Below are 14,435 nucleotides of genomic sequence, written 5' to 3'. Positions count from 1 at the left end.
AATTAATTGGGTAATCCGCGCGGTATCACCGAACGACAGCCCGGGAGTTGAAACATGCCACCTGCCCGTAAGCCCTCGCAATCCGCCCCCCGTCGCGCCAGCGCGACCGGCGCAACCAGCAACGCCGACAGCGACGCCGACCCGCGTAGCCAGCAAGGCAAGTACCTCACCACCGCTCAAGGGGTGCGCCTGCCGGACACCGACCACTCGCTGAAGGCCGGCAACCGTGGCCCCAGCCTGCTGGAGGATTTCCACCTGCGCGAGAAGATCACGCATTTCGACCACGAACGCATCCCCGAGCGGGTGGTGCACGCGCGGGGCGCGGCCGCGCACGGCGTGTTCGAGGCCTACGGCACCGCGTCGGACTACACCCGGGCCGGCTTCCTGGCCCGCAAGGGCAGGAAGACCGAGGTGTTCTGCCGGTTCTCCACGGTGCTGGGGTCACGCGGTTCGGCGGACACCGTCCGCGACACCCGCGGCTTCGCGGTGAAGTTCTACACCGACGAAGGCAATTTCGACCTGGTGGGCAACAACATGCCGGTGTTCTTCATCCAGGACGGCATCAAGTTCCCGGACGTCGTGCACGCCGCCAAGCCCCATCCGGATCGCGAGATCCCGCAGGCGCAATCCGCCCACGACACGTTCTGGGACTTCGTGTCGCTGCACACCGAAGCCACCCACCACGTGTTCTGGAACATGAGCGACCGCGGCATCCCCCGCTCGTATCGCACCATGGAGGGGTTCGGTGTGCACACCTTCCGGCTGACGAACCGGAAGGGCAAGACCAGCCTCGCCAAGTTCCATTGGAAGCCGGTGGCGGGAGTCCATTCCCAGGTGTGGGAAGAAGCGCAGATCACCGCGGGCTGCGACCCGGACTTCCACCGCCGCGACATGGCCGACGCCATCGACGCGGGTGCCTTCTTCGAATACGAGCTCGGCATCCAGGTGATGCCCGACGACGGAACCGAGACCTACGAGGGGATCGACCTGCTGGATCCGACGAAAATCGTTCCGGAGGAACTGGTTCCGGTCACGCTCATCGGCAAGCTGACGCTCAATCGCAATCCCACCAACTACTTCGCCGAGACCGAGCAGGTGGCCTTCCACACCGGCAACCTGGTTCCCGGCATCGAACCCACCAACGACCCGCTGATGCAGGCGCGGCTGTTCTCCTACCTGGACACGCAGCTGACCCGGCTGGGTGGACCCAACTTCGCCCAGTTGCCGATCAACCGCCCGCATTGCCCGGTCAACGACATGTTGCGCGACGGGATGCACCAGACGGCGATCCACGAAGGCATCGCGCCCTACCGTCCCAACAGCATCGACGACGGCGAACCCGAGGTGGCCGATGCCGGGAACGGTGGGTATGTCCAGACGCCGCGCGCCATCAACGGCCCGGCCGTTCGGGAGAATCCGACTTCGTTCGAGGACCACTTCACCCAACCGGCGATGTTCTACCGCAGCCTGAGCCGGGTCGAACAACTGCACGTCATCGAGGCGTTCACCTTCGAACTCGGCAAGTGCTACGAGCAGGCGATCAAGGAACGTGAGCTGGAGGTACTGGCCAACGTCGACACCGACCTATGCGAACAGGTCGCGGCCGGTCTGGGTTTGCCTGCGCCCAAAGGCAATCCACCCAAAGAGGTGCAGACGTCGGCGGCGTTGTCCCAGGTCTATGCCGAGCCGGGTCCGGTCGACGGCCGCAAGGTCGGCATCATCGCCGATGCGGGTTCCGATCTCGCGGGTGTGTCGAAATTGATCAAGGCGGTGCTGGCCGCCGGCGCGGTTCCGATGCTCACCGCGCCGGTGGGCGGGAAACTCAAGTCGGGACGACGGGTCGAGATCGTCGAGCGTACGTTGCTGACCGCGCGGTCCGTCGAGTTCGATGCCGTGATCGTCGCCGCGGGCACCCAGCCCAGCGGGGACATCAAGTTGGTGACGTTGCTGCAGGAGGCTTTCCGGCACTGCAAGCCGGTGGGCGCCTGGGGAGACGGCGTCGCTGTCCTGGCGCAGGCGGGAATCTCACCCGACGACCCCGGGGTGCTGGTCTCCGACGACGTCGATCAAAAGGCCACCGCCGCTCTCTTGGCCGCGCTCGGGATGCACCGGGTGTGGGCGCGCGAGCCGAAGGTGCTGGCGTCGGCGGTCCCGCCGGGCAAGAACAAGAAGAAGTGACGCTGGCCGCTGCCGACGATGCGTACCATGTCATGTCTCGCGTTTGCGCGACCGGATCACCTTGCCGGCGACCGTCCCGCCGTCCACCGGTAACACGGTACCGGTGACATAGCGGGACCGGTCGGTGGCGAAGTACAGCGCCGCCTCTGCGACGTCGTCGGGCGTGCCCTCCCGCTTGAGCGGCCTGTCATCGCGCATGGTCTGGCGGATCGACGCCTCGAAACGCTCCAGTTGCTCGGCATCCATGCCCTGGGTGGACGACGCCAGGATCGGCGTGGGTATGTTGCCCGGAGCGATGGCGTTGACTCGAATTTCGTAGTGCGCCAGCTCGATTGCCGCAGACTTGGTGAATTGGATGACCGCGGCTTTGGACGCGCGGTAGGTCGCGACACCGCCGCCGGCCAGGATGCCACCGATCGAGCTCACGTTGATGATGGAGCCGCCACCGTTGGCCACCATGTGCCGGGCCGCGTCTCGGGTGCCCACCATCACCCCAAGGACGTTGACCGCCATCACGCGATGGAAATGCGCGAAGTCGTCGTCGAGCAACCGCCCGAGCGGACTGGAGATCCCCGCGTTGTTCACCATGACGTGCAGTCCGCCGAACTTCTCGACAGCGGTCGTCACGGCCGCGCCGACCTGTTCGGGATCGGAGACGTCGGTGCGGTGGAACAGCGTGGAGTCGCCCAGGTCGCGCGCCAGCTGCTCGCCGGATTCCTGTTGCACGTCGGCGATCACGACGCGCGCGCCCTCGGCTGCGAATCGCTGCACGATGCCGCGGCCGATGCCCGAAGCGCCGCCGGTGACGAGGGCTACCTTGTCCGCCAATTCATTGACCACCCGTCGAGTTAATCGGCGCGACCGGCATTAAGTCAAGCAGTTGATTTAAGATGACGGTCTCTCCGGGTCGCCTTTGGTCTCGGCGGACCGTTGCGCCATGCTGGACGGGCTATCTACTCGGGCGGTGGGAAGGGCATGGCAATGAAGGTTTTGGTCATCGGTGGCACCGGGCTCATCGGCTCGCAGGTCGTCGCGAACCTCAGCGAACTGGGACACGAGGCCGTCGCGGCATCGCCGCGTTCGGGAGTCAACGCCGTGACCGGCGAGGGCGTCGCGGATGCGATGTCGGGCGTGGATGTCGTTGTCGACGTGGCCAATTCGCCGTCGTTCGCCGACGACGACGTGCTGAGCTTCTTCACCACCTCGACGGCGAATCTGCTGGAGGCCGAACGGGCAGCCGGAGTGAAGAATCACGTCGCCCTGTCGATCGTGGGCACCGACCGGGTGCCGCAAAGCGGCTACCTGCGCGCCAAGGCCGCTCAAGAGCGGCTGATCACCGAGTCCGGCGCGCCCTACTCCATCGTGCGGGCCACCCAGTTCTTCGAGTTCGTCAAGGGCATCGCCGACTCCACATCCGACGGGAACACGGTGCGACTGTCGCACGACGCGGCCATCCAGCCGATCGCCGCGCAAGACGTCGCGGCCGCCGTCGCCCGCGCGGCTGTGAACCCGCCGCTCAACCGGATCACCAACATCGCGGGTCCGCAGCGATACGGCATGGACGAATTCGTGCGCATCGGCCTTGCGGCTCACGGCGATCCGCGCGAAGTGGTGACGGACCCGACGGCTACCTACTTCGGTGCCGTGCTCGACGGCCGCAGCATCGTGCCGGTCGAGGGTGAGGACGTGACCATCTGCGAGACACGCTTCGAGGATTGGGCCGGCTCCCAACAGTGATGGCGGGCTACGGCAACTGAGTCTGCCGCACAGCCTCCTGAGCAAGCTGCACCCGGGAGGTATAGCCGAGTTTGGTGTACATGTGCGTCAGATGCGCCTGCACGGTGCGCGGCGAGACGAAAAGTCGTTCTGCGATGTCTTTGTTCGCCAGCCCCTGGCTGACCAGACGCGCCACGTCGAGTTCGGTCCGCGTCAATGCCGCCCACCCGCTGGCGGGTCGCTTGCGTTCGCCACGTCCACGCAACGCATAGTTGATCGCGTCATCGGCCGACATGGCCGCGCCTTCGCCCCAGGCTTCCTGGAAAGGACTGTCTCCCAGAGTGTTACGGCACGACTCGACCGCCATGACGTAGGCGTCGTCGAACATGGGCAACCGGAACTCGCCGGTGCGGTCACGGATCACCGCCGCCGCCGCCAGCAACCTTGCGGCATCGAGGTGATTTCCCGCGTCGACAGCCAGTCTGGCCAGTACCTCCAGGATCGCCGGAACCTGCAGACGCCCCTGATTGTCCAGGGCCATCGACAGCGCCTGGTTGGCGTCACGCCGGGCCTGGTCGTTGTCGCCGCGATCCACCGCGATGGCGGCGCGGATGCTCAACGCGAACATCTTGTGCCAGCCGGCCATTGTGGCGACGGCCTCGTCAGCCACCGCTTGCGCCTTGGTCGGATCACCCTCGAGATGCGCGCACTGGGCCATCGAGGTGATGGCAACGGATCCGCGCTGCACGGCCGGCAATTCCCAGACCCTGGCACGCAACTCGCGTGCCGAGACGACATCGCCGTCGGCCACCGCCGCCATGGCCATGACGGTGGTCGCCGCCCGCTCCAGCACCACGCCGCCGAGTTCTGCTCCTGCAGTCATCGCCGCGCGACCGACCCGTCGGGCCGCGGCGATCTGGCCGTGATAGGTCAGTGCGCAGCCCTGGCTGACCAGACACAGGAACGCGACCAGGGCATCGCCGTCGGCTTCGCATTCGGCAGCAACCGACCGGAAAGTGTCGATGGCGCCCTCCAAGTCCGCGCACAACATCTGGGCCATGCCGGTCGCCCAACGACACATCTGCGCGTTCGACGAATCCTCGAGCGCGTCGGCAAGGTCTGCCCCCTCGGTGCCCAGCGTCAACGCCGCCACCGGATCACCGGCCATGGCGGCCAGATATGCCCGCCTACCCAGGATCTGACTGAGCCTCCAGTCGTCACCGGTCGACCGGCACAGCTGAATGGCTTCGGTCAGATACGGTGCCGCGGTGTCGAAGTCGAGTCCGGCGATGCAGCCGCATGCGGTGAGTGTCCGGGCCAGCAGTGCGGGGTCGCCCAGTTGGCGGGCAATCTCGACCGACCGGCGAGCCTCGTCCCAGTTTCCGGTGACGATGGTGAGGGAATCCAGCACGGTCCGGTCGGCGATGGCGCGAGCATGTACCGCCGGGTCCATACCGTCCGGGTCGAAGCCGTCGCCATCGAGGACCGCGGCAAACCAGGCCCGTCCCTCGGGCAGACGTCCGCGCCCCTGCCACAGCGGCTGCAACGACGACGCAAGCTGCAGGGCGGTCGCGTTCTCCCCGATCTCGCAGCAGTAGTCGAATGCTGCTCGCACATTGTCGATTTCGGCCTCGACGCGTCCGATGCTGCGCCGGAAGGTATTGCGCGAGGGCGCGTCCAGTTCGGCAGCCAGCGCGGCGTAGTGATCGCGATGACGACCGCGCACCGCGCCGGCCTCACCGGACTCGTCGAGCTTTTCGACCGCGTAGGCACGGATGGTCTCCAGCATCCGGTATCGCGCACGGCCGGCGATGTCGTCGGCGTGGACCAGCGACTTGTCCACCAACAGGGTCAATTGGTCGAGCACCTGGTAGCGCTGGGCACCGGTCCCGCCGCACACCGCTACCGCGGCGTCCAGGTCGAAACCTCCGGCAAACGCCCCGAGTCGTCGGAACAGAACGCTCTCGCCGTCGGTGAGCATCGAGTGCGACCAGTCCACCGAGGCGCGCAGCGTCTGTTGGCGTCGCACCGCGGCGTGGTGTGCGCCGGTCAGCAACTCGAATCGGTCGTTGAGACTGTCGCGGATGTCGCGGGCCGACAGTGCCCGCATGCGCGCGGCCGCGAGCTCGAGCGCCAGCGGCATGCCGTCCAGACGGCGACAGATCTCTGCGATGGTCTCCGAATTGTCAACGGTGACAGCGAAATCAGGCCGGACACTACGGGCTCGCGCGCTGAACAACTCCACTGCCTCGTCCATCAAGCGCAGCGACGGTACCTGCCAATTCACCTCCCCTGCGGCGCGCAGCGATTCGCGACTGGTGGTCAACAACCGAACGGAAGGGCAACTGCTCAGGAGGGCGACGACGAGCGCGGCGGCGCCTTCCAACACGTGCTCGCAGTTGTCCAGGACGATCAGTGTCTTACGGTCCGCGACTCGGGTGGCGAGGGTCTCGACGATCGACCGTCCCGGTTGGTTGTGCAGACCAACGGCTTGCGCGACGGCTGCCTCGATGAGGTCGGGGTCGGTAATGGGAGCGAGGTCCACGAAATAGCATGACGCGCCGACCTCGTCGCCGAACTGCGCCGCCAACTGGATGGCGAGACGCGTCTTGCCGACACCGCCCGAACCGGTCAACGTCACCAATCGGTGCTCTTCGAAAAGAGTCCTCAATTCCGCGATTTCGCGTTGCCGCCCGACGAAGCTGGTCGGTGGTACCGGCAACGATTGTGCTGCACCGCTTTTCGAGGATCGCAACGGCGGAAACTCGACGCGTAGGTCCGGATGGCACATCTGAGCGATGCGTTCCGCGCGCGCGATGTCACGTAGCTGATGACTGCCCAGGTAGGTCAACCACACTCCGGCAGGCAAGTGATCGATCACCAGTTGCTCGGTCGCTGCGGTGAGCACCGTCTGGCCACCGTGGGCCAGGTCGCGCACCCGGGCGGCCCGATTGATGGTGGAGCCGATGTAATTCGCCGCATCGCGCAGCTGGATCTCTCCGGTGTGCAGGCCGATGCGCAGGCGCAGCGGCGCGAGCGGCGCGCGCTGGATATCCAAGGCGCACGCGATCGCGTCACTTGCCCGGGTGAACGCGATCACGAAGCTATCGCCTTCGCCCTGTTCGACCGGGCGCACCCCGTGATGGACGTCGACCAGTCGTGACAACGTCTCGTCCAGGCGCGTCACCGCGTCGGTCATCTCGGCCGGGCGGTCTTGCCACAGGCCCGTGGATCCTTCGATGTCGGCCAGCAGCAACGTCACCGTTCCGGTCGGAAGTTCGTGCACGCCCAACTCGCTCCACTTCACCGGGGTCCCACTCATGTTAGCCAGCATGCCCCGTGCCGACGTGTCACCACATCAGCACAAATGCGTAGAAAACGCGCTCGCGTGGACGGTGCGGATTTACGCGATCCGACCAATGCTGTTCGCCGGATCGCGCCCGATAGTCGGGATATCCGGACTTCAAGGAGATTCAAAATGACCCAACAGTTCTGTCAGACCGCAATCGACACCGTAGTGGCGGGGCACTACGACCGCCGGTTCAGCGACCTCGTCATGGCTCTGGCCGACGAACTCAGCACCGGCGGTGAGCTCGGCGCGGCCATAGCGGTCGACATCGACGGCGAGATGATCGTCGATGTCTGGGGCGGATATGCCGATCAGGCCAGGACCCGCCAATGGGACCGGGACACCATCGTCAACGTCTTCTCCAGTACCAAGAACGTCACGGCGTTGGCGGCACTGCTGCTCATCGACCGCGGCAGCCTGGACCCGTACGCTCCCGTCGCCCGGTACTGGCCGGAATTCGCCGCAAACGGAAAGCAGGACGTCCAGGTTCGCCACTTACTCAGCCATACCTCCGGAGTCTCGGGATGGGAGCTCCCGTTCAGCATCGAAGAGGTCTACGACTGGAAAAAGTCCACCGCACAACTGGCCGCTCAGGCGCCGTGGTGGACACCCGGCACCGCGTCCGGGTATCACGCGGTGACCAGCGGCCATCTGATCGGGGAGGTCATCCGGCGAATCTCTGGTCTGACCTTGAAAGAATTCGTGCGTCAGGAGATCGCGGCACCCCTGCGAGCTGATATCCAGATCGGAGCGCGACCCGAGGACGACGCGCGCATCGCCGAGCTGATTCCTCCCCCACCACTCGACGTGCCGCTGGACGCGGTGCCGGAGCACCATCCGATGCGCAAGACGTTCGGCATGCTTGCGCCGAACTCCGAGGCTGCGTTGCTGGCCCAGACGACCGCATGGCGGCGTGCGGATATCGGCGCGGCTAATGGACACGGCAACGCCCGTTCGTTGGTGCAGTCGCTGCGGGCGATCTCGTTGGGCGGCAACGTCGATGGCCGCCATGTGCTTCGGCCGGAAACTGTCGATCTGATCTTCGATGAACAGGCCAATGGAGTTGACCTGGTGCTTGGTATGCCGGCCCGGTGGGGTATCGGCTTTGCTCTGCCCAAGAAGGAAGCAGTGCCGGACATCCCGGACGGCAGGATCTGCTATTGGGGCGGCTGGGGCGGTTCGACCGTAGTGATGGATCTGGATCGTCGGATGACGTTCGCCTACGTGATGAACAAGATGGGGCAGGTCACATCGGCCGGCTCCGACCGCACCGAGAAATACACCCGCCTGGTGTACCGGGCGCTGAACGGGTCTGCCGTGTAACCACTTTGAGCACGGGTCATTCGGGTTCGTCGTCGTCGGGTTTGAGCGGTGTTTCGGCGTGGTGCATGCAGTTGACGTAGGGGCGGCCGTGGTCGAGATGTTTGGGCGGGATCCATTCGGTTTGGCCGTGGGCGTTCTTGCAGGTGGTGTATTTGCGTAGTTCGACCATGCGGTTATGCGGTCCGCAGGCCAGGGTCAGCTCGTCGATGTGGGTGCGGCGCTTGGCGAACCAGCCCTCCAGATGATGGACCTGGGTCCAGTAGCCCTTGACCGTACAACCCGGGCAGGTGCACCCGCGCTCCTTGGACAGCAGCACCAGCCGCTGCTCGGGCGAAGCGATGCGCTTGCCGTGATAGAGGGCTTTGGTTTTGTCCTTGTCGAACACCGCCAAATATTGGTAGGCATGGCTGGCTTGGGCGAGCACATCGGCCATCGGTAACAGGGTGCCTCCGGCGGTCAGCCCGTGTCCGGCGCCGGCTTCGAGTTCGGCCAGGGTGGTGGTGATCACGATGCAGGTCGGCAACCCGTGATGGCGGCCTAACTTTTTCGACATCAGCAGCGCGCGCAGCGCGGCCAGCAGCCCGTCATGGTTGCGTTGCTCAGCACTGCGGGCATCACGCTGCACCGCCTCCTGCGGGGCGCGCCCGTCGACCGTCGGGTTTTCATCTGCGGGGTTACACATGCCCGGGGCGCCCAGTTTGGCCAACACCGGCTCCAGGGTGGCCCGAAACTGCGGGGAGATCAGCCCGCTGATCTTGGACATCCCATCAGCCTGCTGGCGCCCGATGGTGATGCCGCGTCTGCTGCGGGCCCGCTCGGCCTCGTCGGCTTCGTCGGGCACGAAGTCGCCGTCGGGTTTGAGACAGTCCTTGAGGACCCGGGCGTATTCGGCCAGCTCATCGGGGCGAAACCCGGTGCCCACCAACACCAGCTTGGCTTCGGCATCAGCACGGGTGGGCGCGTCGACCGCCTCAGGGAGCTTCTTGAAGAACTTCTGGACGATCCCCACCTGCTCGCTGCCGAGCAGCCCCTCGCGCTCGGCGGCGGCCACCGCCGGCAACACCGGCTCCAGCGGCTCCCCCGTGAGCGCGCGGCGCGGACCCAGATCCGCGGCGTGGGCGATGCGCTGAGCGGCCTCGGCCTTGGTGATCCGCAACCGGTTCGCCAACGCCTCGCGCAACGAACCCCCCAGCTCCTGCGCGGTGGCTTCGGCACCGAGTTGATTGATCAACGCGTGCTGAGGCACCCGCGCCCGACGGATCCCCCGCTCGATGCGGTCCATGATCTCCATCCGCCGCGAATTGTCCTGCGCATCAAAACTCAACTCACACAACCGATCCAAAACATCACCATACGCGACGAGGACCTCCTCGATCTCCGCGTACGTGCTGACCGGCATGCCATGATTCTATTGAGGGGCACCGACAACTCCGGGCGCGGCCGAAGCAGAATTCAAGCGGCGCAGACAGTTTCGCTCACGGCGAACACGACCATCCGAATGCGCCGGAGCCGTGCGTGCGGTCGATCGAGGTCCGCACCCGCAGGACGCCGACCAAGTTGCGATGTCCGCGCTACCTGAGCAGGGTGGAAGGCGCATTCGAAAAACCCCACTCGAGTGGACGCAGACAAGGAGCTGTCAATGCCGGTACCGCTGACCAGGCGCGGGTTCATCGCCGCCGGTATCGCCGGAGGATTTGCGGTAGTGGCCTGCGGACGGCCGAGGGCGGCAAGCTCGCCTCTGTCGAACGCCATCGCCGCAGCTGAGGCCGCCCGCCCGCACAGTGGACGCACGGTGACGGCGACCTTGGCCCCGCAGGCGACCAAGGTCGATATCGGCGGGAAGATCGTCGACACGTTCGCCTACGGCGACACCATTCCGGGCCCGTTGATCCGGGCGAACATCGGCGACGAGGTCGTCGTGTCGGTCGCCAACAAACTCGACCGCCCGACGTCAGTGCATTGGCACGGCATCGCGATCCGCAACGACATGGACGGTGCCGAGCCCGCCACCCCGAACATCCCGGCCGGCCGAGACTTCACCTACCGCTTTTCCGTCCCGAACTCGGGTACCTACTGGGCCCATCCCCATACCGGTCTCGACGCCGACAAAGGCCTCTATTTGCCGTTCATCGTCGACGACCCAACCGAGCGCGGCCAGTACGACGCGGAATGGATTGTCGTCCTGGATGATTGGACGGACGGAGTCGGCAAGTCCCCGCAGCAGCTCTACGACGCGTTGACCGACCCGAACAAGCCGCCGATGCAGCCGCAACCGTCGCCCGCCACCACATCACCGTCGGCTTCGGCCACACCGACCCGTTCGCCCACCACGACTACCCCGACACGGGCGACGACCTCGACGACCTCGTCCAGTCCGGCCAGTCCGACCAGCGGGATGCCGGGAATGCCGGCCACCGGAGCGGTCGGCAGCAGTACCCTGCTCGGCGGCGACGCCGGGGACATCGCCTACCCCTACTATCTGATCAACGGCAGAATTCCGGAAGCCGCAACAACTTTCACCGCCAAGCCGCGCCAGCGAATCCGGATCCGCTTCATCAACACCGCGTCCGACACCGCATTCCGCGTGGCGCTCGCCGGACATTCGATGACGGTCACCCACACCGATGGCTATCCGGTGATCCCGATGCAGGTCGACGCATTGCTGATCGGCATGGCCGAGCGCTACGACGTCGTCGTGACCGCAGCAGACGGGGTGTTCCCGCTGGTCGCGGCCGCCGAAGGCAAGAACGCCGTGGCTCGCGCGCTGCTTTCCACCGGAAAGGGCGGTCCGCCGGACCCCCAGTTCAGGCCGCAGGAACTCGACCGGCGGGTCGGCACCGTCGACAAGTTCATTGCGGCAACGTCGGTCAACCTCGGCCGACCCGATGGCAACCTGGACTTGCCGGTGGTACTCGGCGGCACGATGGCCAAGTACGACTGGACCATCAACGGCGAGCCCTACAGCAGGACCGAACCGCTGCACATTCGAGAGGGGCAGCGGCCGACCCTGACGTTCGACAACCCGACCATGATGTATCACCCAATTCACCTGCACGGGCACACCTTTCAGGTGGTCCGGCCGGACGGGACACTGGGCGCCCGCAAGGACACGGTGATCGTGCTGCCCAAGCAGAAGATGCGCGCCGTCCTGGCCGCCGACAACCCCGGGACCTGGGCCCTGCACTGCCACAACACCTATCACCAGCACGCGGGCATGATGACGCGGTTGGACTACCTCGCGTAGCAGTCGAAGAAGTCCAGCAGCAATTCGTTGACCACCGACGACTGCTCGATCTGCGGGCAATGACCGGCGTTGTCGACGATCACCGATGAAGCGCCGGTGATCTGCCCGGCGATCTCAGCGGCCCAACCGGATGGCAGCAGTTTGTCGGCGCCGCCTTCGACCACCAATACCGGCACGCCAATGCGCTCATAGGCCCGCGCGCTCGACGGCGTGGCCGGCGGGGCGGCATTGGGCCGGCGAAAGCGTGCCGCGGCCACCGCCTCCCATGCCCCTGGCGCGGTGCTCGACGCGTAGCGTCGCCACACGTAGTCCTCGTCGGCCGGATACCCGGGGTCGCAGAACAGCGCCTCGACGATGTTGCGCATCGCCGGCAGCGTCGCGTCGTACTGCTGCAACGCATCGAAGTGGTGGTTCTGCTGGATCTCCCCGCCGCCGCAGATGATCGCCATGCTGCGCACCGGCAGCAGCGGCGTTTCCGACGTCGCGTCGGTGAGCAGATTGATTGCGCCCATGGAGTTCCCGGCGAAATGCGCCGAATCGATCCCCAGCACCTGGCAGAACCGGGCCACATGCCGGATGCGCATCGCCCGGCTGTTGACGAAGTCGATGACCTTCGCGGACTGACCGAACCCGAGCTGGTCGGGCGCCAGCACTCGATACCTTGCTGCCAGCGCGGGGATATTGCGCTCCCAACCCAGTTCGGCGCTGGCACCGAACTCACCGCCGTGCAGCAACAGCACCGGATCACCCTGTCCCGCCTCGAGATAACTCGTGACGAGCCCGTCGACCTCGACGGTTCGGCGATGAACCTCCATCACTTGATCGCGATCGGGTTGACCGGAGATCCCACGGCGCCGGTGAATCTCAGAGGCGGAGCGACGAGCTGAAACTCGTAGACGCCGTCGGTGGCACAGTCGGCCGCCAGCGCGGTGAGATCCCAATACTCGCCGAGCATCAGCCCCATGTCGCGCAGGCACAACAGATGAAAAGGCAGGAACAGGCCGTCGACACCGGAAACCGGGTCCTCGACCTGAAGGTTGTCGGCGGCCACGGCGGCAACTTCGTTGTCGTGCAGCCACTGCGCACAACGCCAGTCCAGTCCCGAATAGGGCTCGACCTTGTCCCCGGTCATCAGAAACCTTGTCCACCAGCCGGTTCGGACCAGCACGATGTCGCCGCTCTGGATCGTGACGCCCTGCGCACGGGCCACCTCGTCCAGTTCCTCTGGCGTGATGGGGTTTCCGTGTTCGAGGAACACCTCCGCGCCGCGATGGCGCACCACATCGAGCAACACCCCGCGCGACGTAATGCCCTTGACGTCGACCTTGTCGATGCCGCAGTGGTAGGCCCCCAGACTGGTCACCGAGCCGGCGGGAAACCCGTTGTACAGCTGGTCCTCGTAGTACACGTGAGACAACGCGTCCCACTGAGTGGCGGCCTGCAGCGGCATGATGATCATGTCGTCGTTGAAGCGGAACGGATTGTCGGCGAGGTAGCTGCTCAGCTGATCGGCCGTCGGGTTCTGTTTCCAGCCGGGACCGTATTGGGTCAGGGTATACGCGTCACCCCCGTCGACGGTCATCACGTGAATCGGGTTGTGCCGGAACCCGAATGCTCCTTGCGGCCCCGACGACCCGAAGTCGACTCCGAGCGGAAAGACCTTGCCGTGCCGGACGAGACCGGCCGCCTGCCGGATTTTGTCGGCGGTGATGAAGTTCAAGGTGCCCAGCTCGTCGTCGTCGCCCCAACGGCCCCAATTGCTCAGATCGGCCGCAACGCGGCGGAATTCGGCCATGGTGGCCATCAAGGTCGTCCTTCCTCGAGTTCACGGGCGATGGCAGCGCCGATGTTCCCGCCGTCCACCCACACGACTTGGCCCGAAATATAGCTTGCCGCGCGGCTGTTCAAGAACAGCAGCACCGCGGCCTGTTCCGCCGGATCGGAGACCCGTCCCAGCGGCTTGGGGATGTCGTCGAGGAATTGCGGCCCGTAGGCGGTGCGGAGCTGGTCGAGGATGGGAGTCTCGGTGACACCCGGTCCGGTGCAGTTGATCCGGATGCCCCGCGCGCCGAGCTCCACGGCGCTACGCATGGTGTACAGGATCAGCGCTTCCTTGGACAGTTGATAACCGGTCCCCAACGTGTCGGGATGCCGTGCGCACCAATCGATGCCGTCCTGCATCGTGGGAGTGCGCAACAGCGGCGCGACATCACGCAGATGCTCGCGGTAGCCCGCTGCGGCCAGCGACGACACGCTCACGATCGATGCCCCCGCGGGCATCCGGGGCAGCAGCGCTTCGGTCAGCTGCCGCAGACCGAGGAAGTTGACGGTGACGATCAGTTGCGGGTCACCGATTCCCGATGAGACACCGGCGACGTTGAACAGGGCGTCGACGGGTCCGGGGATGGCCGCGACGGCCTGGTCGATCGAGGCGGGATCGGCCAGGTCGACTTCGTGGAACTCATCGAGCTCGGCAGCGGGCCGTCGCCGGTCCAGCCCGGTGACCCGGGCGCCGAGTTCGCTGAGCTGGTGCACGACATGCGCACCGATGCCCGACGCGCACCCGGTGACCACGGCGTGACGGTCGTCGTAACGCCACAGCTCGTCGATTCGGGTCAACTCCTC

Annotated in this window: 10 protein-coding genes; 4 read left to right on the top strand and 6 right to left on the bottom strand. The window is 65.9% G+C overall.

Annotated features, from left to right (window positions below):
* The first annotated feature begins 54 nt into the window (after nucleotides 1-54).
* Nucleotides 55-2,178, top strand: coding sequence for a catalase (locus tag AC5Y4D_RS09835; protein ID WP_500037060.1), 2,124 nt, complete (start codon nucleotides 55-57; stop codon nucleotides 2,176-2,178).
* 30 nt (nucleotides 2,179-2,208) lie between these two features.
* Here AC5Y4D_RS09835 and AC5Y4D_RS09830 read toward each other — a convergent pair whose 3' ends face one another.
* Complete coding sequence (locus AC5Y4D_RS09830; protein WP_500037059.1) at nucleotides 2,209-3,018, bottom strand: SDR family oxidoreductase; 810 nt, start codon at nucleotides 3,016-3,018, stop codon at nucleotides 2,209-2,211.
* A gap of 141 nt (nucleotides 3,019-3,159) precedes the next feature.
* On the opposite strand from AC5Y4D_RS09830, the gene AC5Y4D_RS09825 reads away from it, so the two are divergent.
* Nucleotides 3,160-3,915: an SDR family oxidoreductase gene (locus AC5Y4D_RS09825; protein ID WP_500037058.1), complete on the top strand. Its 756-nt coding sequence runs from the start codon at nucleotides 3,160-3,162 to the stop codon at nucleotides 3,913-3,915.
* Nucleotides 3,916-3,922: 7 nt separating this feature from the next.
* Here AC5Y4D_RS09825 and AC5Y4D_RS09820 read toward each other — a convergent pair whose 3' ends face one another.
* Nucleotides 3,923-7,216, bottom strand: a complete 3,294-nt coding sequence (locus tag AC5Y4D_RS09820; RefSeq protein WP_500037057.1) for a helix-turn-helix transcriptional regulator — start codon at nucleotides 7,214-7,216, stop codon at nucleotides 3,923-3,925.
* 156 nt (nucleotides 7,217-7,372) lie between these two features.
* Between AC5Y4D_RS09820 and AC5Y4D_RS09815 the strand changes: the two genes are divergently transcribed.
* Nucleotides 7,373-8,566, top strand: coding sequence for a serine hydrolase domain-containing protein (locus AC5Y4D_RS09815; protein ID WP_500037056.1), 1,194 nt, complete (start codon nucleotides 7,373-7,375; stop codon nucleotides 8,564-8,566).
* A gap of 16 nt (nucleotides 8,567-8,582) precedes the next feature.
* Here AC5Y4D_RS09815 and AC5Y4D_RS09810 read toward each other — a convergent pair whose 3' ends face one another.
* Nucleotides 8,583-9,965 carry an HNH endonuclease signature motif containing protein gene (locus tag AC5Y4D_RS09810; protein ID WP_500037055.1) on the bottom strand — a complete coding sequence of 461 codons (1,383 nt, stop codon included), beginning with the start codon at nucleotides 9,963-9,965 and terminating at the stop codon, nucleotides 8,583-8,585.
* A gap of 240 nt (nucleotides 9,966-10,205) precedes the next feature.
* On the opposite strand from AC5Y4D_RS09810, the gene AC5Y4D_RS09805 reads away from it, so the two are divergent.
* Nucleotides 10,206-11,810, top strand: coding sequence for a multicopper oxidase family protein (locus AC5Y4D_RS09805; protein WP_500037054.1), 1,605 nt, complete (start codon nucleotides 10,206-10,208; stop codon nucleotides 11,808-11,810).
* Here the strand turns inward: AC5Y4D_RS09805 and AC5Y4D_RS09800 are convergent.
* Genes AC5Y4D_RS09800 through AC5Y4D_RS09790 form a run of 3 tightly spaced genes read right to left on the bottom strand, consistent with a single transcriptional unit; the run spans nucleotide 11,798 to nucleotide 14,429 of the window.
* Nucleotides 11,798-12,625: an alpha/beta fold hydrolase gene (locus AC5Y4D_RS09800; protein WP_500037053.1), complete on the bottom strand. Its 828-nt coding sequence runs from the start codon at nucleotides 12,623-12,625 to the stop codon at nucleotides 11,798-11,800. The genes AC5Y4D_RS09805 and AC5Y4D_RS09800 overlap by 13 nt on opposite strands.
* Nucleotides 12,625-13,614, bottom strand: a complete 990-nt coding sequence (locus AC5Y4D_RS09795; RefSeq protein ID WP_500037052.1) for a cyclase family protein — start codon at nucleotides 13,612-13,614, stop codon at nucleotides 12,625-12,627. Before AC5Y4D_RS09795 ends, AC5Y4D_RS09800 begins: the two co-directional genes overlap by 1 nt.
* Nucleotides 13,614-14,429: a coniferyl-alcohol dehydrogenase gene (locus AC5Y4D_RS09790; RefSeq protein ID WP_500037051.1), complete on the bottom strand. Its 816-nt coding sequence runs from the start codon at nucleotides 14,427-14,429 to the stop codon at nucleotides 13,614-13,616. Before AC5Y4D_RS09790 ends, AC5Y4D_RS09795 begins: the two co-directional genes overlap by 1 nt.
* Between the last annotated feature and the right edge of the window lie 6 nt (nucleotides 14,430-14,435).

The organism is Mycobacterium sp. NGS67, from assembly GCF_059812185.1.
The sequence above is the reverse complement of the archived record's forward strand: the minus strand, read 5'-3'. Positions and strand labels throughout refer to the sequence as shown.